The following is a 23,842-nucleotide window of genomic DNA, read 5'->3' as shown; positions in this document are numbered from 1 at the left end:
TAAAACCAACAAACAAAAACATGACTATTAAATTATTTGATCTTTTGGTAAAACAAGGGATTCATCATTGTAACACGTATGATCAAAATGAAATTATTAGACCTTATCACAAGACCAACCGGAAAAGACTTTATTTGGTAAGAAGTGGTGCCATTAAGTTAAGTTACCCCAACGAATCTGGAGAATTACTCATATCTATAATATTAGCTGAAAATCAATTTTTTGGAAGTTGTCAAATCATTGCAGAGGATACTCTAAATTATACGTATCAAGCACTTCAGGCAAAAACAATAGTTTATGAATTTGAAATACATCAGATACAATCTATGCTTCAGAAAAAAATCATTCTACCTACTGAAGTATTTTGTTTGATTGGAATAGAATGTTGTCTTCTGGAAAGACGAATTCGAATCCTACAGAACAGGTTTGTGGAAAACAGAGTAAAGGAAACCTTATTAGATTTTCAAAAGAACTTTGAGATTTCATCAGCGGATGAATACCGTATTGCGTTATATTGTCCTCTTAATCAAGAAGAATTTGCGAACTACATTAGAGCATCAAGGGTGATCACTAATAAGATGTTTAATGATCTCAAAAGATCATTACAAATAGAATGTCTTAAGAACCGAATAATACTCAACAAAAGCTTTTACAGTTCTTAAAACACTCAATAATCTAATAAGAATTAAATAATATATTGTAAATATGGATAGCCTAAAGCTTGTATCCAAAGGAAAGTTGTATAACACTGTTATTCCCATCAGCGCCTCCAGTTACACCTTCATCATCAAAAACATTAGACAATCCAAAGTCATAACGAAGATCTGCAAAGAAATTCTCGGTAATGTTTACTCCGATTCCGGCAACAGCAGCAAAATCAAAAGTATTGAAGTTAGCATCTATACCGGCATTGTCTTCCCATTCCCATATTTTGAGTCCTACCTGTGGCCCTATATGAACATTAAAAATATCAGTAAAGTTATACTTAAGAAATAAAGGAAGTTTTAGGTAATCCACGCGAAGTGCTTCATCCTCATTCCCTTGAGAGGAGTATTGAAATTCAGGTTGAAAGCTTAACCGATCTTTAATTGGATACTCGGCCAGAAAACCAACTACAACTCCAAATCGATTATCTTCCAGATTTTCTGGAATATCATCAGAACTTATCGAACTAAGATTTGCTCCAAGACGAACTCCATATGTTTTTTCTTGAGCCATTATTCCAGAAACGGTTAGTAAAAGAACTCCAATGTAAAGTAATTTTTTTTTCATCATAAATAGATTTAGTTTCAATATCAGGGGTACGTCTGACCGTAAATATACAGATTTTATAGAATTATTTGTTTTTCAATTTTTCATTGTACAAGGATTTAATGATCCCGTCCGACAATCCGATCTTTGGAACGTAAATATCTTTGGCTCCGCTCCATTTCATAGCAGATAGATAAATCCTCGCTGCGGGCACAATTACATCGGCTCTATCCTGATTCAAATTAAGTTCCCATATCCGTTCTTCGTAGGTCAACGAATTCAAAAGTTTGTAATACGAACTGAGGTATAAGAATGATAAGGGTTTCCCCATGCTTTTTCCGCTATTCTTGAAAATATTATTGATATTCCCACCAGAACCGATCAAAGATATCCGATTATAATTTCGGGTAATCTCTTGTATCCAATTTTGGACTTCATTCCAGGTTTGATCTGGAACCAGGTTGTTGAGCAATCTCACCGTTCCTAACTTGAAGGATCTGGAAGTCACTGTATTTCCGTTATGATATAGCGTAAACTCTGTACTCCCCCCTCCTACGTCAACATAAAGATAAGATGCATCAGTATTGATCAACTGATGAAGATCTGTCATCGCAATAATTGCGGCTTCATCTTTTCCATCAATAATATCAATTTGAATTCCTGTTTGATCTTTTATCAATTGCACAAGTTCTTTTCCATTTTCTGCTTCACGCATTGCAGAAGTAGCGCAAGCCTTATATCGAACTACTTTGTGTGTTTTCATGAGTAATTGATACGCTTGCATGGTATCGAGCATTCGGGCGATATTTGCTTCAGAAACTCTTTTATCTTTAAATACATCAGCTCCTAATCGTATCGGAACACGAACTAAACTAGTTTTTTTGAATCTAGTGGTCTTTCCTTCTTCTTCGTGGACACTACTGATTAATAATCTAATTGCATTGGAACCGATATCTATGGCTCCGTATTTTTCTATTGTCAACAAAATAATTAATTTCCTAGTTTCTGTAAATAGTAATCATAGGCTGCAACCTGTGATCTTATTTTTTCTTTTTCGTTTCGAATGTAAGCATTATCCTGATCTTTAGAAAGAATCCTGGCTTTTACATTATCGTTCCAGGAGATATCAAAAGTTTCCATAAGTTCCAATTTGATATCTTCATCGTAGATAGGACATGAGATTTCGACTCTTCGATCTAGATTTCGAGTCATCCAGTCTGCTGATGAAATATACACTTTAGGATCCCCCCCATTCTCAAAAATTAGTAATCGTGGATGTTCCAAAAATTTATCTATTATACTGATGGCTCTTATATTTTCGCTCATTCCGGGAATACCAGGAATCAAACAGCAAATTCCGCGAATAATTAAATCTATTTTTACCCCTGCTCTACTTGCTTCATATAGCTTATCAATCATATCATAGTCACTAAGACTATTGAGTTTCAATCGTATTCTTGCCGGCAATCCATTTTTACTATTCGTGATTTCATTATTAATCAATTTTACCAAAGAAGATCGCGTGTAATGCGGGGATACCAAGAGATGTTTGTATCTATTCACCTTATAATTGATTTCAAAAAATTTAAATACCCGATTGGTTTCCTTAAGAATTGCCTCATTGGTGGTAAATAAGGTATAATCTGTATATATCTTGGCCGTAGATTCATTAAAATTCCCGGTGCTTATAAAGCCGTATCTCTTGGTCTTTCCTTTTTCTTCACGTTCTATAACGCAGGCTTTACAATGCACTTTAAGTCCGGTAACTCCAAAATTAAGATGTACGCCTTCTCGTTGCATCTGTTCTGCATATCTAATATTGGCTGCCTCGTCAAACCTGGCCTGCAGCTCAATTTGCACCGTCACCTTTTTCCCATTTTTTACAGCATTAATCAAAGAACTGGCGATATGAGAAATACTAGCCAGCCGGTATATAGTGATCTTTATGCTTTTTACTTTGGGATCAATAGCAGATTCTCTTAAAAACTTTACTGTATAAGAAAATGTATGGTAAGGGGTGTATTGAAGAAAATCCTTTTTCGCAATCTTATCTAGCAAACTACCTTGCAATGGTAGACCAGGAATGGTAAGAGGTTGCATGGTTTGATAAATGAGTTCTGGATTTCCTAAATCAGGAAAACGCATATAATCTCTTCGGTTGTGGTATCTACCTCCAGGGATAATACTATCGGTATTATCAATTTCCATTTTCTCCATCAGGAATTCTAACGTATCCTTTTCGATCTCTTTATCATAAACGAATCGAACAGGTTCTCCATCCCTTCTGGATTTTACACTACTAGATATTTTTTGGATAAAACTTTTACTAAGATCATTATCAAAATCTAACTGCGCATCTCTTGTGATTTTAATCATATGTGCAGATGCACTTACATAGTCAAAAATACTGAAGTTAATACGCATACAGTACCTAATCAAATCATCCAGAATGATAATATACTGTTTCCCATCTTTTTCTGGTAAGACCACAAATCGATCCATGTTTTTAGGGATTTCTATAAGCGCATATATCTTCTCTTTGGTTGTTTGTTGCAAAATCTTGGAAATTCTTCCTTCTTTGGGAATTCGTTCTTTCAATACAAGTTTTACTGCCAAATACGCAACACTATCCTTTAGATGGGGGAACTCTTCAAGGTCATTCAAAATATAGGTAACCAAGGCGGGACTTACTTTACTCACAAAATAATTACGAATAAATTGATCTTGATCCTCATTCACTTGATCTTCATTTATAATAAAGATATTATGAGACTCCAGCTTTTTACCAATCGTATCAATGGTTTTCAGACTCTCTGCCTGTTGTTTGATTACAATCTTGGTGATTCTTTCTAACAGATTACTTGCCGTGGTTCCTTTCAAGACATTCTTACCATCTTTTCCAGCCAAATCGATCCTTTTGATCGTAGCATAGCGTACTTTAAAGAATTCATCTAAGTTATTAGAAAATATCCCAATAAAACGTAGACGTTCAACCAAAGGAACACTATCATCTGCAGCTTCCTGTAATACTCTTGCATTAAACTGCAACCAGCTTAACTCTCTATTAATATACTGATTGTTAATTAATTCCATATTTATCGTAAAGATTTAGGAAAAACCATTAGAAAGATTTTTCCTACAGAAATTTGATCCCATTGCTCCTCTTCAAACTCAATACCAACAGCTCCAGCAGTAGGTAAGTTATCAATGCTCTGATCCCCCAATAAATTTACTATCGAAGTGAATGCATGGTTGTGACCAAAAATAAGAAGCGTATTGATCTCATTCTTGCAATTTTTAATTACTTCCAAAACTTTGTTTCCGCCAAAATCATAAAGATCTGGTTCTAAACGAAATACACTTTTATCGATCGACAGATTATCCAAAACAATTTGTGAAGTCTTATAAGCCCGCTCTGCAGGGCTGCTTAGTACCAAATCTATAGGTTTTACTAGGGTTTTCAGATGTTTTCCAATCAATTCAGCATCTCTGAGTCCTCTATTACTTAATGGTCTTTGGTCATCGGGAACATCATAATCCCAAGAAGATTTGGCATGTCGAATGATATATAAAGTTTTCATGATTTCTATACTATAAATGGCAAAAATGAGTTATGTAATACAAGTTTACTAATTCGCATTCAATAATTGTTATAACCTAGAATAAAATAACGGTTAAATCAAAAAATTAATTTGATCTGTTTTATTCTGATATAACGATGAATTGTAGTAAAAAGTCAAGAACATGAAGTAATGAAGCGAGATAAACAAGTGAATATGAAGTCGATAGAGGACTGGTTTTGATCGATAAAAATTGTATTTACATCGAAAACCTGTGTTTTTTCTTATTTATGTAAATGTTAAAATCTAAATTTACATACGGTTTTCCCTTAATTAGGAGTGCTTCCCCCCAAGCAAAACTCACACGAATTAAGTCAAAATGCAAGGGCTAAAAAACTAGAAAAGTGGAAAAAGAGATTATGAAGAAAGGAAATCTTTTTGGATTACAAAGCTTAAGCCTACTAATGGTTACTGCAATCTTTTGCAGCCTACCTATGTATGGACAAGTAGAGGTTCCTTTAGAAAAAAGGGCCGAATTTACTTTCAAGGGGGATTTTAAGTTTGTTTCCAATACAATATTAGGAAAAGTCAGTAATGACGATGGAACTGGGGTTTTTGACCCCAACAAAAGCTACAATGATGGTGGATTGAATAATCAATTCAGAATGGGATTTATCGATATTGATAATGATCCATCCACTTTTAATTCCAGTAGTGCAGATCTTATCATTGACACAGAATGTAGCACTATAAGACACGTTGGCCTTTATTGGACTGCTTCATATGCTGACGAAAATCGAACTGAAGATATTACTTCCATAAAAATTAAATATCCGGGACAAACTGAATATGCTACTATTACGGACGGTAAAATTATTCATGATTATTACAACGATTCTGAAGCTTTATTTAAACAATATTCATGTTATAAGGATATAACAGAAGATGTACTAAACTTAAATAATCCGCTGGGAACCTATACCCTAGCTAATATTCCTGCCACTACTTCTGAAGTAAATGACGATGCAACTCTAGGAAATGGATTAGCAGGAGGTTGGACTATGGTTGTAATTTACGAAGACCATGCCAAACCTAGAAAAAGGTTTTATGTCTATGATGGTTTCGTAAATATAGATTCTAAATCTAAACCAGTTGCTTTTTCATTCAACAACTTCCAAACGATACCTAATGGTGCGGTTCATGGAAAAATTGGTGTAATTGCTTACGAAGGAGATAAAGGAATTCGAGGAGATCGTTTTCAAGTAATGTCTAACGAGACGAACAAATACAAGAGTCTTGCGGACGGCACAAACCCTATGAATAATTTCTTTAATGCGAATATTACTGAGAATGGAAGGAATGTTAAAACCAGGGTTCCTGCTAGTCAGAACACCCTTGGATATGATGCAGATTTGTTCGATATTAAAAATGTAAGAAACAGTATTATAGGTAATAATCAAACGGAAGCTAAGTTTCGATTAAAGACTGATAATGATGGATACTCTGTGATGGCTGTGGCTTTTAGTGTAGACATCTACGAACCTGCTATACATATTATTAAAAGGTCTAAGTTTACCGATAACAACAGATATATCCATCCAGAAGACGTATTAGCGCCTAAGCAAGAGATTACCTATCAACTTACTGTTCATAACGAAGGTAATGATGACGCCAAGAATACCATTATTAAAGACGTTCTTCCCAAAAATGTTATTTTTTCTGAAAAGTCTTTAGAGCTACCTAAACGTGTTAAAGCGAAATTCGATAAGAACTCCAGAACTATTTTGTTCACTATTCCTAATAAAATGGTGAAAATAGATAGCGAACCTTTCCATATATCTTATAATGTAACAGTAGATACCAGTTGCGAATCTATTGAAACCATAGACGACATTACCGTAGTTGACCAACCTGTTACAGCAGAGTTTAATGGATCATTAAATGAAACGATAAAGTACTCTAAAGGATATAATCACATTAACAAATGTGACTTGCCAGACTACTATCAGTTCAAATTGGCAATCGACATAAGCACACTAAATTGTCCTAATGCTAGCAGCCTGGTTGCTATACCAAAGAAGAAACTAGATCACGACATTGCTCAGGTTACTCCTGGTGATTTTGATAAAACAGACAAATCTTCGAATACTAAAAGTGGAGGAATTACACCTGGTGATATCGTGCAAAGTTCTACTCCACCAAAAACAGATTTGGAAGCAAATTCAAAACTAGATAAGACCATAAATGATCTTATTAATTTGAATGAGATCTATTTCGAATTTGATAAATGGGATATTACTGAAAGAGCAGAACTAGAACTAAATAAAATTGTTGAATTGATGACCAAGGAATATCCTGATATGGTGATCAAGATCGAAACTCACTCTGATAGTAGAGGTAATCATGATTACAACCTTGATTTATCCCAAAAAAGAGCGGAGTCTATTTACAACTATTTAGTAAGTCAAAACGTTTCCAGAAATAGAATTTTATCTTATGTTGGGTTTGGAGAAACTCGTCCGGTTAACGATTGTCTTGATGGTCAAGATTGTAACGAAGAAGAGTATCGCAAAAACAGAAGATCAAATTTTGTAATTATGGATTAGATCATGGAGAAAGCCTTTTGGTCATCCACTGATCACCTTCTTTTTGATAACGAATGCGATCGTGTAAACGATTTGCTCTACCTTGCCAAAACTCGAATTCTGAAGGAATAATTTGATAACCTCCCCAAAATGAGGGTTTAGGGATGTCTTTCCCTTCAAATTTGTCTTCCAATGACTGCAATTGGTTTTCTAGTACCGTTCTTGAATTGATGATTTCGCTTTGTCGTGAAGCCCAAGCACCTAATTGACTGCCTCTTGGTCTTGATCTGAAATAGGATTCACTTTTTTCTTCGGATACTTTTTCTACCCTACCTTTTATGATTACTTGTCGCTCCAGGTTAGGCCAAAAAAAGGAAATACATACTTTATTATTACTATCCATAGCCTTGGCTTTCTCTGACTCATAGTTGGAGTAAAAAATAAAACCGTTGTGATCAAATTCTTTTAATAAAACTACTCTGGCTTTTGGGAATCCATCTAGTCCCAATGTAGTTAAAGTCATTGCATTGGTCTCCTCTACTCCTCCACTTTCTTCTACCTCTTTAAACCAATCCGAAAATAACTGAAATGGTGAATCCTGAAGGTTTTCTTCCTCCAGTGTATGTTTTTCGTAAGACTTACGATAATTGGTCAGATCCCTATTCATAATAACAATTTATAGGCGCAAGTTACCTATTTTATAGAATCAGCGCTAACAACAATTCTTATTATTTCTTTAAAATTCGAAGACTTTCCCGTCGTCAGCTACTTCTACATGATCAAAAACGGTATTAGCTTCATCCTTAAATATTTCGATATTTTCATATCGTGTAGAATAATGACCTAAGATCAAAGTGCCTACATTAGCTTTTTGAGCTATTGTAGCTGCTTCGATCGCAGAACTATGCCCAGTTTTGGCACATAAATGTTTATGACTTTCGAGAAATGTAGATTCATGATATAATACCGTCACCTCTTTGATTTGTTCAATTTTGGCCTCATCATACCGGGTGTCACTGCAAAAAGCATAGCTTTTTACAGGTCTTGGATCTAGAGTTAATTCTGAATTTGGTATTACTTCTCCATTTTCCAGAACTACATCCTTTCCTTTTTTAATAGAACGGTAATATGCAATATCGATATCATAATTCTGAACCTTACTTAAAACCAACTGTCGTTCTCCCGGCTTTTCCCGAAATAAAAACCCATTACAATATACTCGATGCTGAAGTGGAATAGTTTGCACCGTTACTTTTTCGTCCTCAAATATTATTTCCGGACCAGTATGAGTCAATTCATGAAAGTGCAACGGAAAATCAGTCCAGGAATTAGATAGTTTCAGCTGCAAAGTGATCGCTTCTTTAATTCCTTGTGGACCATAAATATGCAAAGGAGTATCTCTACCTAACAATCTAAACGTAGAAACCAAACCGATGAGACCAAAAAAATGATCCCCATGCAGATGAGAAATAAAAATGTGCTTGATTCTTGAAAACTTGACTTTGTTTCTTCGCAACGCCACCTGTGTTCCTTCTCCACAATCAATTAAAAAGATATGATTGTTTATTTCAAGTACCTGAGACGTAGGATTAGTAAATGTTCTTGGTGTAGCAGAGTAACACCCTAATATTGTAAGTTTCAAAATTTATTTCACTATTGTATTATCAAAGCGTGAATATAGCGTAATCTCAATTAGAAATCAATATTGATCAAAAGAATCAAAAGAGGTAAGTAATGAAATATAACCGTGTACATCCAAATCTCTTCTGTAACCCGTTGCTCCTAATACAACACCTTCTTTATTAAGAATTAGAATAGCAGGAAAGACCATCTTCTTATTATATCGGCTGGCAAGTGCTTTATTCTTCTGCTTTTGTTCTTTAGAAATTCTGTTTTTCTTTCTTCTGGGGAAATCTGCTTTTAACCAAACATATTTTTGTTGAGTGAAATCTGCAAATTCTTGAGTAGATAAAATTTTCTTTTCCAGTTTGATACAAGGAGGACACCAATCTGATCCAGTAAAAAATAAAACGATTTTTTGATCTTTTTCTTTAGCAACTGCCAAAGCTTCATCCAGATCATATTTCCAGTCCTGAGCGTTACCCTTGAAACTGAAACCTAAAAAAAATATAAATACGAAAAAAGGGGCTAGTTTATTCATATTAACTAAGACGCAATGCTAAACAAAACATTACAAAAAATATAAAAATTTCTTAAAACTCTAAATCTCGTTCGATTTCCTCCATCTCTACCAGATCATAAGCTTCCTGAAGTGTAGGAACTATGGTAATCTCTTCAGGCACATCCTCATAAGACAATCTATCGGTAACAATAACGAATGAATGTTTTCCGGCCTTATGTTGATTAGATATTCTCAAGAACTCATTCACATCTGCCACAGAAAGATCCTTTAATGAAAATAAATTAATAATAAGATTATCGTTTTTAAGCGTTTCATACTTACCTTCAAGACCCTTGACAAATTCGATTATGGTAGTCTTTTCTTGTGTGATTATGGTTGTAGAACCATCTTTATTAAAAATCATAAGTTATCGTTTAATTTTAGAAGCTAACAGATAAATCACTGCCATTCTCACTGCTACTCCATTCTGAACCTGATCCAAAATAATGGCTTGATCTGAATCAGCTACATCACTCGTGATTTCTACGCCACGATTGATGGGTCCTGGATGCATTATTACAATTTCTTTATTAAGACTATCAAGTAATTTTTTATTCACTCCAAATTGTTGGGTATACTCTCGAGTAGAAGGGAAATAACTAATTTCCATTCTTTCATTCTGTACTCTGAGCATATTTGCAATATCGCACCATTCCAGTGCTTTTCGCAAATTTGTTTCTACCTCTACCCCTAGTTTTTCAATATATTTAGGAATCAAGGTTTTTGGTCCGCAAACTTTTACTTCTGCTCCCTGTAATTTAAGGGCAAAAATATTAGAAAGTGCTACTCTGGAATGCAAAATATCACCTACAATTACCACTTTTTTACCTGCCACTTCTCCCAAACGCTCTCTTATTGAATAAGAGTCCAAGAGGGCCTGTGTAGGGTGTTCGTGTGCACCATCACCAGCATTAACAATACTCGCATCTACATGTTTTGATAGGAAAACTCCAGCCCCCGGGTTAGGATGTCTCATCACTACCATATCTACCTTCATCGAAAGTATATTATTCACTGTATCGATAAGGGTTTCCCCTTTTTTTACCGACGAAGAGGCTGCAGAGAAATTGATAACATCTGCAGAGAGTCTTTTTTCGGCAAGTTCGAAAGACAATCTTGTTCTGGTACTGTTTTCAAAGAACAAATTAGCAATGGTAATATCTCTTAATGAAGGGACTTTTTTGATGGGGCGGTTGATCACTTCCTTAAAATGATCTGCCGTTTCAAAAATAAGATCAATATCTTTCTTATTTAGGTATTTTATTCCCAGTAAGTGATTTACACTTAATTCGCTCATAGTATTTTATATTGCTATTCTAAAGTACTTTTGATATTTATTTACCAACCAGATAAACGGCATCTTCTCCTTCATTTTCTTTCCAATGCACCTTTACTTTTTCCTGATTGATCGCATCCACCTGTCTCCCTCTATAGTTAGGCTGAATAGGTAAATGTCTGCTAAATCGTCTATCGATTAGTGTTAATAGTTCTATTTCTGATGGTCTACCAAAGGATTGAACAGCGGTAAGCGCGGCTCGAATGCTTCTTCCAGTATATAACACATCATCAATAAACACCACTCGCTTGTCTTCAACCACAAAATCAATATCCGTAGAGTTTGCTGCCAAAGGCTTTTCTCCTCGCCTAAAGTCATCTCTATAAAATGTAATATCCAAATACCCTAAATCTACGGTATCCAGATGATAATCATTTAATAGTATTTGTCTTATTCGGTCTGCTAAGAAAGTACCTCTAGGTTGCACACCAATAAGCACGGTGTCTTTGAAATGGGTATGATTTTCTATTAATTGACAAGCCAAACGGTGCAGTATGATATCTATTTCTTTTGCACTAAGTAGTAGTTTTTGACTCATATTCTCCAAAAGGATATTTGGGATACAAAAATAATGAAAATTTGCAATTAATCATGAGATAACCACAGAGTTTATGATAAATATATGGTAAAGAAAAAAGGCTGCTCTTACGAACAGCCTTTTATGATTTAAAAAGTAAGAAAAGTCTAGTTTCCTCCTTTTTCCATTTTAGCTTTAAGATCTGCTAAAGCGTCGATATCACCAAGCGTAGTCTTTTCTGCCGCACTAGAGGCAGCTTTCTTAGCCGCTTGCTTAACAATCTTAGCTTCTTCTTCCTTGAATAAAGCGGTGTGAGAAGCAACTACTCTCTTGAATTCTTTACTGAATTCAATGATTTGGAATTCTGCTTCTTCTCCTTTTTTAAGTTTGCTTCCATCTTCTTTCTCTAAGTGACGAGAAGGAACAAATGCAACGATATCTTCGTTAAAATCGATAGTCGCTCCTTTGTCTACGATTTCAGCAATCTTAGCAGTGTGCTTAGTACCTAAACCAAACTCAGTTTCGTACTTATCCCAAGGATTCTCTTCAGTTTGTTTGTGTCCTAAACTTAATTTACGACCTTCAACATCCAATTCAAGAACGATTACATCAAGAGTATCACCAACATTAGTAAAGTCTGATGGATGTTTGATTTTCTTAGTCCAAGAAAGGTCAGAGATATAAATCAATCCATCGATTCCTTCTTCTAGCTCCACGAATACACCGAAGTTAGTGAAGTTACGTACGATACCAGAATGCTTAGATCCTACAGGGTACTTGGTAGTAATATCTGTCCATGGATCTGGAGTCAATTGCTTGATACCAAGAGACATCTTACGCTCTTCTCTATCCAAAGTAAGTACTACTGCTTCTACTTCATCTCCAACTTTTACGAAATCCTGAGCCGAACGCAAGTGAGTTGACCAAGACATTTCAGAAACGTGGATTAATCCTTCTACTCCTTCTTCTACTTCGATAAATGCACCGTAATCTGCGATTACTACTACTTTTCCTTTAACCTTATCTCCTACTTTAAGATCTTTGTCAAGAGCCTCCCATGGGTGTGGCTTCAATTGCTTAAGACCTAATTGAATACGAGTCTTAGCCTCATCAAAGTCTAAGATTACAACATTCAATTTCTGATCCAACTCAACGATCTCGTTTGGATGGTTAATTCTTGACCAAGAAAGGTCAGTAATATGGATAAGTCCGTCAACTCCTCCAAGATCAACGAATACACCGTAAGAAGTAACATTCTTAACAGTACCTTCTAATACTTGACCTTTTTCTAATTGACCAATAATTTCTTTCTTCTGCTCTTCGATATCAGCTTCGATAAGCGCTTTGTGAGAAACAACAACGTTTTTGAATTCGTGGTTGATTTTTACCACTTTGAATTCCATTGTCTTTCCAACATATGCATCATAATCTCTAATTGGCTTCACATCAATTTGAGAACCTGGTAAGAACGCTTCGATTCCGAAAACGTCTACGATCATACCTCCTTTAGTTCTACACTTTACGAAACCATTTACGATTTCACCAGAGTCATGAGCTGCATTTACTCTATCCCATGCTTTGATTACACGAGCTTTACGGTGAGAAAGGATCAACTGACCAGTAGCGTCTTCACGTACATCAATTAATACTTCTACTTTGTCACCTACTTTTAAATCTGGGTTATAACGAAATTCATTTAACGAAATAACTCCTTCACTTTTGGCATTGATGTCGATAATAGCATCACGATCAGTAATGTTGATTACTGTTCCCATTACTACTTCATCATTTAAAGTATCTACAAAATTTTCAGCAACCAATTTTTCAAACTCTTCTAATTTAGAGTCAGCAATAGGATCGATTCCTTCTTCGTAGTTGTGCCAGTTAAATTCTTTTAGAAATTGCTCAGGATTCGCTTGTTGCGGAGAAACTTCCTGAACGTCTGTGTTTTTTGTTTCTTCAGACATTGAAGATAAAATTTGTATTCTGTAAATATTTGAAAGTTAAAGCGAAAACTTCACAGAAGCGTTATAATTCGTTTTATAAAAATCCTTTTCTACTTTCTTACTCGCCAAAAAGGAGTGCAAAAGTACAATTTAATATATTATAAAACAACACACTAGAACAAAGATTATAAAAAAAGCCCGAATATTTCGGGCTATATATTTTCTGATGGATTAGAAAGCTATATTTCTAGTTCATCAAATAGATCGATTAACTTTGGATTAGACGGTCTTGGCGCGTTGGCACTCACTATTTTTCCTTCGGGATCCACCAAAATAAATCTAGGAATACCTTTTATACCATAGTTCATTACAAAATCAGATTTCCAATCCTTATCCGCAATTAACTGAATACCGCCAAGTTCTTTGTCCTCGACCATTTGCTTCCAAGCATCATAATCCTTTTTGCGATCGATAGAAATACTTACAAATTCTATGTTTTTATTGTGATAATTCTCTTCCAATTTTTTCAAAAATGGAATTTCCTTTTTGCAAGGACCGCACCAGGTTGCCCAAATGTCCATATACACGTATTTCCCTTTTAGATCTCCCAAAGCTGTAGACCCACCTTTAAAGTTCTCATATTCAAAAGAAGGTGAAGGTTTTCCTTTGACCAGCGTTTTATAGATCTTGTATTGTCTTTCAAACTCTTTTTGATGCTCTTGGTTTGGAGTAGTTTTTAATACCGCGTACAATTGATCAAGTTTGTCTGAATACGCCATATAAAATGACATGTTTTGCAAGAAAGCTTCTTTTATCTTGCTATCAGCTGGCATTCCTCCTACCAATTCTTGTAATGCTTTTGGTGTATCATCGTCATATTTTTTCTCTAAATCTGACAGGCTTCGTTGAAGATATCCTCTTACTAAATTTTTGTACTGAGGTAAGGTTTGATACTTATTCTCATCAGTAAAATCTATTTCCTTTGCTTCTACAAAAAAATCTTCAGGAAGCTCTAACTCCTCTTTTTTGGTATAGTATTTATGCCCCCCTTCATAATCAAAAAGCCTTCCTACGTGAGTATATGTATTACTTAAGGTTTCTGATTGAACAAAATCAACATTCAATTCTCTCTTACTATCTAATAAGTTTTGGATCTCATTCTTAAGTGCTTTAGACTTTTTTTTGTACGCTTCAGGCTCTAAAGAAAAGAACGCTTTCATATCTGCTGTCATCTCTTCAATCTTCAAGTATTTCTCGGCCAAAAAGTTATTTTCACCCGACCCTACTCCTGTGTAGGCAATTGATTCGTCAAATTGACTAGTATCGATGGTTAAGTTTAGATCAGCTCCTTTGGTAAGATATATAGCTGAATATTCTTTACCGATGTTGTAATCGTAGTATCCTTCTACATCAATTTTCAAAGTGTCAGAAAAAGTACCATCCTCTGCAATTGGAATTTTATATTCAAAATCGTTACCAAAAATTCTAACTTCGTCAGCGTTTCCTATTACCTTGCCAGAAAATAGAGCGTAATCCTTTTTTACTTCCTTTTGGCAAGCCACAAAGACAATGCATATCAAAAGCATCCATAGTTTATTCATGAGAGTAAGTTTTTGTTTATTACCTATAAAAATACATTTATTGTTTTAATCTTATAGTTAATATGATCTAATATTTCATAATTTCAGACTCACTTCTCCTATTGGTTTGGTCCTCTTCTTCTTTGGTAGGAATAAAATATATTGAAAAGAGTATTAACGTGTTTCACTACCGTTTGGACAATCTCCACCATGACCATCATCTCCTCCCGTAGGTGGCTCACAACTACCACTATTATCTCCTAATTGAGGATTTCCTGCCACTCCATTAACAAACCCGAGTCGTTCGGACACTCTTAATGTGGTTCCCATAACCTCTGTTTCTATTATTAAATTACCCTTAACTGTATAAAACATAGATCTCGTAGTACGGTAGTTTGCCACTTCGGTTGTTGGGTCCCAAGTCGTATTTATCGTAGTTCCCGTTAAATATGAATTTACGCTAAAATTTGCCAAATCATTAAAAATAGCCCCATCACCTGTGCAATAAGGATAAACGATATCCGCTTCTATCTTAAATAGTGAAGGAAGTGGAGCTTTATACAGCTCTACTGTTACCGAACCAAGAGCTTTAAAAGGTCCTGAAGATTTTGAACTACCTAAATTGCCCCCGCTAAATGCAGTAGTAACAATTTTAGAAACATCGATAGATCTCGTACTTTTTCTAAAATCATCCACGAACTTTTGTGCTTCTTCAATGGAATTAAATTTTATGGCTTCAGAGCTACCTTTTTCTAATGGTTCTAGATTGTTTAATACAATGAACTCCTGTAGATCACTGGATATAATTTCATTCTCATCGTTATCTACTTGACAACTAATTATAACAAATGATAAAAGTAGCAATACAACTTTAATTGATTTAGTATTCATAGATTTTAATTTTAAGTTTTGTAATTCTATTTATCTCAAAACTAAATCTATTTCCCACCAGCAAAAAACAGTCTTATATCAATTTCATAAATCTGATTATCTTTCTACAAGCGTTACTTCTAGTATTTCACAATCTCAAACTCACTTCTTCTATTGGTTTGGTGCTCTTCTTCAGTACAAACCTTATCCTCGCAACTGATCAAAGGAACGGATTCTCCAAAACCAACAAATTGCATTCTTCTGGCATTTACATATCCGATCAACGCCAAATAGTTACGTGTAGACTCTGCCCTTCGTTCTGATAGGAGTTGATTATATGATGCGGTACCTCGGCTATCGGTATGTGAACTAATTTTAATATATACGGTCTTATACTTTTCTAGTTTCTGTGCTAGTTTGTCCAGTACTTTTTTAGAATCTGATCGGATATTCCACTTATCGTAGTCAAAATAAATTGGCGGCATTTCAAAATACAGTTTCCCATTTTTTTCAACTACAGGAGGGCCTTCACTATCATTTAATAACAGTTCTCTAAGTTTTTCTTTAGAAATCTCTTCTTCTTTGGTTCGGGTATTACTACTGGTTACCGTATTTTGATTTCTGATATTGATACTGTCTTTTACGCTTATCTGGTCGGTGTTCTCTGCAATTTTTTCTCGTTGCTTATCCCTATCCAGATAGACCACATAGGTTTCGCTCTGCTTTTCTTTTACCAAAACCGGCTTTGTTCGCGTTTTATAACCAAAGGCAGATGCTTTGAAATTGTACTTCCCAGAAAAGAGTTTCATTTCAAAACCTGCAATAGAATCTAACTGACTTTCATACAACTTCTCATTATCTTCATCATACAAAATCACCTCTGCATTAGGGATATAACTCTCAGATGCATAATCCCTAACCTCAAAGCGAGCTATGTATTCTTTTGGAAATATTTCCCCTATTTGTGAAAATGAATAAATATCATCTCCTACTTTTTTTCTATTGGATGCAAAGAAACCATCAGTTTCGTTATAATACGCCATAGAAAAATCGTCATAGCTAGAATTAATAGGCGCACCTAGATTGATAGGTTTGGTAAACTCTTCTTTCTTTAATTCTGAAACAAAATTATCCATCATCCCCAGTCCTAAATGACCATTTGAAGCAAAGAATAAATGGCCTTTGTCTGAAATAAAAGGAAATTGCTCTCTGTTTTTGGTATTGATAACAGGGCCCAAATTCACGGGCTTTCCATAGGTTCCGTCAACATCAACATCTACATAATAAATATCGAAATCACCGTAACCACCAGGCATATTGGACGCAAAATATAATTTAGACCCATCAGGAGATAACGCCGGGTGCTCTATAGAATAATTTACATTATTGAATACTAACTTTTCTGGTGTAGACCAGGTTCCATCTACTTTATTAGCCTTGTATAAGTGCACTGAATTTTTTCGTACACTATCAAATTTTTTCTTCCCTTTTTCTGAATTACTTTTGGAGAGATACATCGTATTTCCATCCTTGGTAAAACAAAAATTACCCTCATGCAGCTTGGAGTTTACTTCTTTGGATAGTGTCGTTGCTTCGTTTGTTGGGATATTCTTCTCATTAACTGCAATCTGGTAGATATCCAAGAAAGGACGATGTGTCCATTTATAATTTTTATCAAGTGCACTATGAGGACTTCTATCGGTAACGAAATAGACAATACTATCCCTTTTGACAGCTCCAAAATCAGCTGCATCAGAATTAAAAGACACTGACTTTACCTTATAATCGTCATCCTTCAACTTAAAATTCTCTATCGTTGAGATCACATCCTCTTTATCAACGGTATCATCAGAGTTATTACCAGCATACAACTTCAGATAAGGAATAGACTTATCATATTCTCCTAAAGCAGACAATACCTGATACATCATAAAATTGTACTTATTATCATAGGTTTTATCACGATCATAAAACTTTCCAGAAGTAAGCACCTTTAAATACCGATAGGCTTTTCTAAACTTAAAAGTACGGTAATAAGATGTAGAGATATTATTTAATATGTGCTTGGTATATCCTTCTTGATTAAGCTGTTGTTCGTATTGCAAGGCCGCGTTTATATAATCACCTTGTTCAAAAAAACGATCTGCTCTACTTTTTTTCTGAGAAAAAGCAAATTGAAACGTTACTAGTAGCAGTATAAATATCTTTGTCTTTGTCATCTAGAAAAATCTTGGTGAAGTATGTTGATTACCAAATCGTAGAAGGTCGAAATTATATAACAATACTATTTCATGACTTCCATTATTAAATCCGCTTAATTCGCTTACACTAAAATCATAAGAATACCCCACTTTGAGGTTCTGAGTAATATTAAATCCGGCAAGAGCTATAAATGAATCTGTATATCGATACGAAACCCCAAGCTCAAACTTATCATAAATCAAAGAGTTTAAGGATATATCAAACGTAAGTGGCGAATCAATAACCTGTTTTACTACAAAAGAGGGTTTTAGCTTTACTTCGTCTACAAAATCAAAAACGTAACCTGCAATACCATAAATATGTGTTTTGGTTTGCGATACTCCTATCCCATCAATATCAATATCACTCGGCAACAAATTTGGAGAAGAAAGACCTGCATAAAAATTACTAGTAAACAAGTAGACTCCAGCTCCAATATTCAATTGAGTCGTAGAGGTATTATCTCTAAACGCGGGATCATCGGCCACATCAGACCCTGAAGGATCTATTCTGAAATTATTTATCCCTGCTTTAAGCCCGTAGGACAACTTTGCCTGATCAGATATTCTGGTGATGTATGCAAAATCCAAATTGATATAATCATTCACTACCGGAATAGCATCTCCAATTTTATCATTTACATAATTGACACTTAATTCAATTTTTTCACTCAAAGGGATATTTCCAAAAACATTGGTAGTCTCGGGACTTCCTTCGATCCCTGTCCATTGTCTGCGATATAGTAATCCCGTAGAGATCAAACCACTTTGATTGGTTACATACCCAGGATTTACTGTACTCATATTATACATGTACTGAGAATACTGAGGTTCCTGCTGTGCATACGCTACCGAGCAGAGAACCAAGGCCAAACTAAAAATTATTTTTTTCATTGATTATCTGCTTAGGTAGAAACTACCTTGTATTGGTAAATTGTTTTCAAAATTAGGTGTAAAAATATAGAAGTATGTTCCCGATGGAAGATCATCTCCTAGTCGTACCGAAGTGTTACTTTCTCCTCTAAATTCTTCGGTATCCCGATTGCCTTCGTATACCAAACTTCCGTATCGGTTATAGATCTTGAGATCAAAATCTGGAAACGCTTCAGGGATGTTATACACATCTTCTATAAAAAGGTCAAAAGTGTCATTTTGATTATCTCCATTAGGAGAAACCCCGTCCTGAAAATCTAGAGTACATAACTCTCCACTAGAAGAACGCTCACCTGTATTTAAGATATTAATATTGACTGCCACTCTTTCAGACTCACAATTGTCCACATCCACATTGGCGATATACAACAATTGATTATCTAATAGGATTGGATTATCTATAATTGGCATATCACTTTCTAACGAAGTATACCAATTAAAATTAAGCACATCTACTTCGATATCATCTAATCTAGCTGCATCCAGAATACAAAATTCCTGATCCGGAACATTCGGTTCTGGCAAATCCACAATTTGAACAGCAACATTAAGCGATGATTCATCACAAGGCACTGCATTGGTTACCACATATCTGAAGTTATAAATCTCGTTAGTCAACGTCTCGAATTCTAAAACTCCTTCTGGCGAAAGCGCTCCTGTACCATCTGTATCTTCAAAAACTCCGGTTCTTGGAGTATCTCTATCCAAAAGAGTAAATAAATTTACTCTTCCATCAATTTTACAAAAGCTATCTGCCCTGTCATTTCCAATCGTTTGAGGCTCTACAACAATAATTCTTACAATCGCTGTATCTTCATCTGGACATCCAGGATTAGCAGGTACAGTATAGGTATAATTTCCTGGTCCCAATATTGGCAAGGTTTCATCATTGATATCAAAAGTTCCTAAATGATCGGTAGAAACATATCCAAAAGGACCTGTCCACGTACCGGTTGTATCTGGAGTACCCCCTAGTAAATCAAAAAGAGAAAGACTTAGATTATCAGAACAAACCCGAAACTCGTTATTCTCGCCAGCATCAGGCACAGCGTACACCGTAAATTCTAGATCAGCTTGCTCAACACATCCCGAACTACTCGTCGTTGTATATGTAAAATTAAAAACCTGAGATACTGCTATATCTGGAAAAACAAAATCATTATTAATAGTAGCACCCGATCCATCTGTCCAAACTCCTGTATCCACCACAGTATCTGTACCATTAGTATTCAAAAGACTAATAAGATCAACCTGTCCCAGAGAGGCACAAAGATCAATATCATCGGTATCTTCACCTGCATAATCAAAAGCCAATACTTCTATAACCACCTGTGTTGTTAAAATAGCACATGGGTTATTAGAGAAGGTCGGATCTAATGGATCCGTAATAAAAGGATCGCAAATTTGATCCGGAGAAGGACAATTAATATCTGGTGTTACTCCAAATTCGAAAGTATACACTCCTGGCGGTGCTAATGATAAATTAACAGTCCCCAGGTAATAATCAATACTGGTATCGAAATCTATCAACAAATCTGGCTGTTCTATTAAACCCAAAGATGACGGACCAGAAACCAATCTCCAGTTTACATAAAAACTATTATCATATGTGAAGTCAAAACCTCCTTCGTTAGTAAATTCTAACAAGTCAAATAGATTAAGGCTTCCAGAAGTATTTCTACACAATCTTGGAGCTGCAGCAGATTGACTAAATGATCTCAACTGTTCATAAAAAGTAAAAGACACCGAGGTATTTCTATCAGTACACACTCCAGATCTTTGATCTACATTATAGGTGTAGTCTACAGTTTCGCAACCAAATCGCAGGTTGTTTCCTCCATCTACAATTTGCTCATATACAGCTCTAAGATTTACCATAGAGTCGTTTTCATCTGCTATTTGCCCAGTTGGATCCGCTATACTCCAATACCCTTCTATATCCTCTCCTAATAAAAACTGATCATCTCTTAAATCGATATCAGCGTCATATACTCCTGCTAATACATCAGACTCGCAAATTTCTGTGGTATCTGATCCTCCAGAATCTACCTGGCGTATCATTGAGATTCGTACTGTAGTTTCTTCAGAAGGATCGCACGGTGTTAATCCCGGTACTCGATAAGTAAATTCAAACACTTCTTGATCTACCAACGGAAGTCCGGGTTGATAAGGTATTCTTGCAGCAAACATGGAACCGCTAAGCGATAAGAAATTTGGACTACTCCCATTATATATCCATTCTCCGTTAAGATGAGGAGGTGGATTAAGTGCATCTGAAGTAAGCGCATTAAACAAATCAAAAGTTTCATTATCACACGCCTCTACATTTACATTCAGTGTACCAAAAGGAGCCAAAGTAACTCCTGAATATGGCCCCAAAAACAATCTGGCTGTGCGAATAGGCACATCCCCGCAAACTGCATTTCTTAGTTCGAAAAAATAGTTATTTGGTGTTGTTGCTGTTGTAGAAAATTGTAAATCCCAAGTAGACAGGTTACCAGTAGTAGCATCGAAAGCCACACTAAATCTAGGACTTATAGACCAAGTACCATCTGCTGGTGTAGTACCGGTTTCATCATAGATATTAATAATTCCGTCCGGATCACCATTCATATCAAAATCGATAGTTTCCATATCGCATTTCTCTATGGTAATGAGCCCTGGATTGACACATTGGGAAAAAGAACGTTGGGCAAAAAACAACAGCCCGATTAAGAGTATTTTTACAATAGGTTTCCCAAAAACATACTGTAATTCACCTTTGTTATGTTTCAAAATTAGTTGGTTTAGGTCTACGAAATTATAACATTTTGTTAACAAAACAAGTTTTTGTCGGTAAATTTTGCTTTTAATCGATTGTTTAGGTCAAAATACTCAACTTCTTGATTGCAAAACGTTTACTATATCATTTAATTTATATCCTTTGGCTTGTAGCAATATTAAATAGTGAAAGAGTAAATCTGCACTTTCGTTCAAAAACAGTTCTTCATTATCATCTTTAGCTTCGATGACCACCTCTACTGCTTCCTCTCCTACTTTTTGAGCTACCTTATTAATTCCTTTTTTAAATAATGAGGCTACATACGATTTTTCATTATCCTGATTCTCCTTTCGATTTCGAATTACTTCTTCCAGTTCTGTTAAGAAACCATACTTTTGAACATTCTTATCGTTCCAACAAGTATCTGTACCGGTATGACAAGTTGGACCTTCTGGTTTAACAGACACTAACAACGTATCCTTATCACAATCCACTTTTATATCGATTAGATGCAAAAAATTACCACTCTCTTCTCCTTTGGTCCATAACCTATTTTTTGATCTACTAAAAAAAGTAACTTTTTTAAGTGTAATCGTTTTATCATAAGCCTCCTGATCCATATATCCCAACATTAAAACATTCTTGGTCTTTGCATCTTGAATGATTGCTGGCACTAATCCATCACTATTTTTATTGAAGTCTATTTCCATGCTTTACTATTACTAGCTGCGTATGCAGCATTTTTTCTAAATTTTTAATTTATTTTTTTGCGACAACACCTATTTTTCTCTTAAAAGGTCACTTGATCAAATTCTAACCGGAATATCATTGTTTTTTAATTCCTGCTTTAAATCACTGATTTCTATTTCTTTAAAATGAAAAACACTTGCTGCCAAAGCTGCATCAGACTTCCCTTTATTAAAGGTGTCTACAAAGTGTAAAATGTTACCCGCTCCACCTGAAGCAATTATTGGAATATTCAATTCTTCAGACAATTTGGCCAAAGCTTCATTGGCAAATCCATCTTTGGTACCATCATGATCCATTGAGGTAAACAAGATCTCTCCCGCCCCCCTTTGTTCTACTTCTTTAGCCCATTCAAAAAGATTAAGTTCTGTAGGTACTTTTCCTCCTACCAAATGCACTTTCCATTCCCCGTCAATCTTTTTTGCATCGATAGCTACTGTTATACATTGACTCCCAAATTTACCAGCCAATTCATTGATCAAATCAGGGTTTTTCACTGCCGAAGAGTTAACAGAAACCTTATCTGCTCCATTTTGTAATAAAATATCTACATCCTCTATAGACGATATCCCTCCTCCTACTGTAAAAGGAATATTCACCTTCTCTGCTACTCGAAGTACCAAATCGGCCAGGGTTTTACGCCTTTCTTCTGTAGCAGAAATATCTAGGAAAACCAATTCATCTGCACCAGCTTTTGAATATACATCTGCCAATTCAACAGGATCACCAGCATCTCTTAGGTCTACAAAATTTACTCCCTTTACTGTCCTTCCGTTTTTTATATCCAAACAAGGAATTATTCTTTTAGTAAGCATCAGTCATTTTTGTTTTTAATATTCAAATCTATTCCATCATAAAACCCTAAGTTGGATTTGTCTTTGAGTTGTTTCGTCCAAAACGCTATTTGTCCTGTATGGTACGAGTAATGTTCAGCAACATGAATTGCAATACCTATTCCCGAAAACGTAAATCCTTGCACCTCTCGCTCTCTAAGCAATTCTGATGTTGAAATGTTACGAAGTGTTTGTTTAGCCTTTTCAACAGTTTCTTGTAGCTTACTCCACAATTCGTCTTTGCTTACCCCTCCTTTGGCGGCAAACTCCTCATCTCTTGCTCTTTGGTCCTCAGTATTTCCCAAAGAAGAAATTGCATATTGGGTAATGTTACCACACAAATGAAGTATGAGGCTACCAACACTATTTGAGTTTGATGTTGGTTTTTTCCAAATATCTTCTTTATCAAGTTGTTCAAAACTTAATCCGATCATTCTTGTACTTTCATCCCATCTATAGATGATCTGTTCTACGAATTCTTTTGCGACTTTCTCTTCCATA

The 23,842-nt window shown here is 35.3% G+C and carries 21 protein-coding genes; 2 read left to right on the top strand and 19 right to left on the bottom strand.

Going from position 1 to position 23,842, the window contains the following annotated elements; genetic code table 11:
- Positions 1 to 20: 20 nt before the first annotated feature.
- Entirely contained in the window at positions 21 to 662 is a 642-nt protein-coding gene (locus BUE24_RS02185; protein ID WP_073313299.1) for a Crp/Fnr family transcriptional regulator, read from the top strand.
- Positions 663 to 714: 52 nt separating this feature from the next.
- On the opposite strand, the gene BUE24_RS02180 is transcribed toward BUE24_RS02185, so the two are convergent.
- The 4 genes from BUE24_RS02180 to BUE24_RS02165 all read right to left on the bottom strand — a co-directional run bounded on the left by BUE24_RS02180 (position 715) and on the right by BUE24_RS02165 (position 4,832).
- Complete coding sequence (locus tag BUE24_RS02180; RefSeq protein ID WP_073313297.1) at positions 715 to 1,272, bottom strand: porin family protein; 558 nt, start codon at positions 1,270 to 1,272, stop codon at positions 715 to 717.
- Between the two features lie 64 nt (positions 1,273 to 1,336).
- Positions 1,337 to 2,236, bottom strand: coding sequence for a Ppx/GppA phosphatase family protein (locus tag BUE24_RS02175; protein ID WP_073313276.1), 900 nt, complete (start codon positions 2,234 to 2,236; stop codon positions 1,337 to 1,339).
- Positions 2,237 to 2,241: 5 nt separating this feature from the next.
- Entirely contained in the window at positions 2,242 to 4,344 is a 2,103-nt protein-coding gene (gene ppk1, locus BUE24_RS02170; protein WP_073313274.1) for a polyphosphate kinase 1, read from the bottom strand.
- 2 nt (positions 4,345 to 4,346) lie between these two features.
- Positions 4,347 to 4,832 carry a SixA phosphatase family protein gene (locus tag BUE24_RS02165; RefSeq protein ID WP_073313272.1) on the bottom strand — a complete coding sequence of 162 codons (486 nt, stop codon included), beginning with the start codon at positions 4,830 to 4,832 and terminating at the stop codon, positions 4,347 to 4,349.
- A gap of 383 nt (positions 4,833 to 5,215) precedes the next feature.
- On the opposite strand from BUE24_RS02165, the gene BUE24_RS02160 reads away from it, so the two are divergent.
- Positions 5,216 to 7,417, top strand: a complete 2,202-nt coding sequence (locus BUE24_RS02160) for an OmpA family protein (RefSeq protein WP_073313269.1) — start codon at positions 5,216 to 5,218, stop codon at positions 7,415 to 7,417.
- Position 7,418: 1 nt separating this feature from the next.
- On the opposite strand, the gene pdxH is transcribed toward BUE24_RS02160, so the two are convergent.
- The 15 genes from pdxH to BUE24_RS02085 form a co-directional block, all read right to left on the bottom strand.
- Positions 7,419 to 8,063 (bottom strand): pyridoxamine 5'-phosphate oxidase, encoded by a 645-nt coding sequence (pdxH, locus tag BUE24_RS02155; RefSeq protein ID WP_073313266.1) that lies wholly within the window; start codon positions 8,061 to 8,063, stop codon positions 7,419 to 7,421.
- 69 nt (positions 8,064 to 8,132) lie between these two features.
- Positions 8,133 to 9,038: a ribonuclease Z gene (locus tag BUE24_RS02150; RefSeq protein WP_073313263.1), complete on the bottom strand. Its 906-nt coding sequence runs from the start codon at positions 9,036 to 9,038 to the stop codon at positions 8,133 to 8,135.
- Between the two features lie 57 nt (positions 9,039 to 9,095).
- Positions 9,096 to 9,557, bottom strand: a complete 462-nt coding sequence (locus BUE24_RS02145; RefSeq protein WP_084549357.1) for a thioredoxin family protein — start codon at positions 9,555 to 9,557, stop codon at positions 9,096 to 9,098.
- A 52-nt stretch (positions 9,558 to 9,609) separates the two neighbouring features.
- A complete protein-coding gene (locus BUE24_RS02140) occupies positions 9,610 to 9,942 on the bottom strand; it encodes a ribonuclease Z (RefSeq protein ID WP_073313260.1) in 333 nt (110 codons plus the stop codon).
- A gap of 3 nt (positions 9,943 to 9,945) precedes the next feature.
- Positions 9,946 to 10,875 carry an aspartate carbamoyltransferase catalytic subunit gene (locus tag BUE24_RS02135; RefSeq protein WP_073313257.1) on the bottom strand — a complete coding sequence of 310 codons (930 nt, stop codon included), beginning with the start codon at positions 10,873 to 10,875 and terminating at the stop codon, positions 9,946 to 9,948.
- A gap of 37 nt (positions 10,876 to 10,912) precedes the next feature.
- Positions 10,913 to 11,452, bottom strand: a complete 540-nt coding sequence (pyrR, locus tag BUE24_RS02130) for a bifunctional pyr operon transcriptional regulator/uracil phosphoribosyltransferase PyrR (protein WP_073313253.1) — start codon at positions 11,450 to 11,452, stop codon at positions 10,913 to 10,915.
- A 146-nt stretch (positions 11,453 to 11,598) separates the two neighbouring features.
- The gene (gene rpsA / locus BUE24_RS02125) at positions 11,599 to 13,398 is read right to left on the bottom strand and encodes a 30S ribosomal protein S1 (RefSeq protein WP_073313251.1); all 1,800 of its coding nucleotides are present in this window, start codon (positions 13,396 to 13,398) and stop codon (positions 11,599 to 11,601) included.
- Positions 13,399 to 13,616: 218 nt separating this feature from the next.
- On the bottom strand, positions 13,617 to 14,978 hold the full coding sequence (locus BUE24_RS02120; RefSeq protein WP_073313247.1) for a TlpA family protein disulfide reductase: 1,362 nt from the start codon (positions 14,976 to 14,978) through the stop codon (positions 13,617 to 13,619).
- Between the two features lie 153 nt (positions 14,979 to 15,131).
- Entirely contained in the window at positions 15,132 to 15,848 is a 717-nt protein-coding gene (locus tag BUE24_RS02115; RefSeq protein ID WP_073313244.1) for a hypothetical protein, read from the bottom strand.
- A 119-nt stretch (positions 15,849 to 15,967) separates the two neighbouring features.
- A complete protein-coding gene (locus tag BUE24_RS02110; RefSeq protein WP_073313241.1) occupies positions 15,968 to 18,046 on the bottom strand; it encodes an OmpA family protein in 2,079 nt (692 codons plus the stop codon).
- Positions 18,047 to 18,961: a PorP/SprF family type IX secretion system membrane protein gene (locus BUE24_RS02105; protein WP_073313237.1), complete on the bottom strand. Its 915-nt coding sequence runs from the start codon at positions 18,959 to 18,961 to the stop codon at positions 18,047 to 18,049.
- Between the two features lie 3 nt (positions 18,962 to 18,964).
- Complete coding sequence (locus tag BUE24_RS02100) at positions 18,965 to 21,775, bottom strand: T9SS type B sorting domain-containing protein (protein WP_244548104.1); 2,811 nt, start codon at positions 21,773 to 21,775, stop codon at positions 18,965 to 18,967.
- Positions 21,776 to 21,874: 99 nt separating this feature from the next.
- The gene (gene hisIE, locus BUE24_RS02095; RefSeq protein WP_073313235.1) at positions 21,875 to 22,471 is read right to left on the bottom strand and encodes a bifunctional phosphoribosyl-AMP cyclohydrolase/phosphoribosyl-ATP diphosphatase HisIE; all 597 of its coding nucleotides are present in this window, start codon (positions 22,469 to 22,471) and stop codon (positions 21,875 to 21,877) included.
- A 96-nt stretch (positions 22,472 to 22,567) separates the two neighbouring features.
- Positions 22,568 to 23,323: an imidazole glycerol phosphate synthase subunit HisF gene (gene hisF / locus BUE24_RS02090; protein WP_073313233.1), complete on the bottom strand. Its 756-nt coding sequence runs from the start codon at positions 23,321 to 23,323 to the stop codon at positions 22,568 to 22,570.
- Positions 23,323 to 23,841 (bottom strand): DinB family protein, encoded by a 519-nt coding sequence (locus BUE24_RS02085; RefSeq protein WP_073313230.1) that lies wholly within the window; start codon positions 23,839 to 23,841, stop codon positions 23,323 to 23,325. The genes hisF and BUE24_RS02085 overlap by 1 nt, the downstream gene beginning before the upstream one ends.
- Position 23,842 lies beyond the last annotated feature (1 nt).

This window comes from Aquimarina spongiae (assembly GCF_900141785.1).
GTDB lineage: Bacteria > Bacteroidota > Bacteroidia > Flavobacteriales > Flavobacteriaceae > Aquimarina > Aquimarina spongiae.
This window is presented reverse-complemented; position numbering and strand designations above follow the sequence as displayed.

Coding starts and splice junctions, on each gene's coding strand:
- BUE24_RS02185 (WP_073313299.1), top strand. CDS start 21: ATGACTATTAAATTATTTGATCTTTTGGTAAAACAAGGGATTCATCAT.
- BUE24_RS02180 (WP_073313297.1), bottom strand. CDS start 1,272: ATGAAAAAAAAATTACTTTACATTGGAGTTCTTTTACTAACCGTTTCT.
- ppk1 (WP_073313274.1), bottom strand. CDS start 4,344: ATGGAATTAATTAACAATCAGTATATTAATAGAGAGTTAAGCTGGTTG.
- BUE24_RS02165 (WP_073313272.1), bottom strand. CDS start 4,832: ATGAAAACTTTATATATCATTCGACATGCCAAATCTTCTTGGGATTAT.
- pdxH (WP_073313266.1), bottom strand. CDS start 8,063: ATGAATAGGGATCTGACCAATTATCGTAAGTCTTACGAAAAACATACA.
- BUE24_RS02145 (WP_084549357.1), bottom strand. CDS start 9,557: ATGAATAAACTAGCCCCTTTTTTCGTATTTATATTTTTTTTAGGTTTC.
- BUE24_RS02140 (WP_073313260.1), bottom strand. CDS start 9,942: ATGATTTTTAATAAAGATGGTTCTACAACCATAATCACACAAGAAAAG.
- BUE24_RS02135 (WP_073313257.1), bottom strand. CDS start 10,875: ATGAGCGAATTAAGTGTAAATCACTTACTGGGAATAAAATACCTAAAT.
- pyrR (WP_073313253.1), bottom strand. CDS start 11,452: ATGAGTCAAAAACTACTACTTAGTGCAAAAGAAATAGATATCATACTG.
- rpsA (WP_073313251.1), bottom strand. CDS start 13,398: ATGTCTGAAGAAACAAAAAACACAGACGTTCAGGAAGTTTCTCCGCAA.
- BUE24_RS02120 (WP_073313247.1), bottom strand. CDS start 14,978: ATGAATAAACTATGGATGCTTTTGATATGCATTGTCTTTGTGGCTTGC.
- BUE24_RS02115 (WP_073313244.1), bottom strand. CDS start 15,848: ATGAATACTAAATCAATTAAAGTTGTATTGCTACTTTTATCATTTGTT.
- BUE24_RS02110 (WP_073313241.1), bottom strand. CDS start 18,046: ATGACAAAGACAAAGATATTTATACTGCTACTAGTAACGTTTCAATTT.
- BUE24_RS02105 (WP_073313237.1), bottom strand. CDS start 18,961: ATGAAAAAAATAATTTTTAGTTTGGCCTTGGTTCTCTGCTCGGTAGCG.
- hisIE (WP_073313235.1), bottom strand. CDS start 22,471: ATGGAAATAGACTTCAATAAAAATAGTGATGGATTAGTGCCAGCAATC.
- hisF (WP_073313233.1), bottom strand. CDS start 23,323: ATGCTTACTAAAAGAATAATTCCTTGTTTGGATATAAAAAACGGAAGG.
- BUE24_RS02085 (WP_073313230.1), bottom strand. CDS start 23,841: ATGGAAGAGAAAGTCGCAAAAGAATTCGTAGAACAGATCATCTATAGA.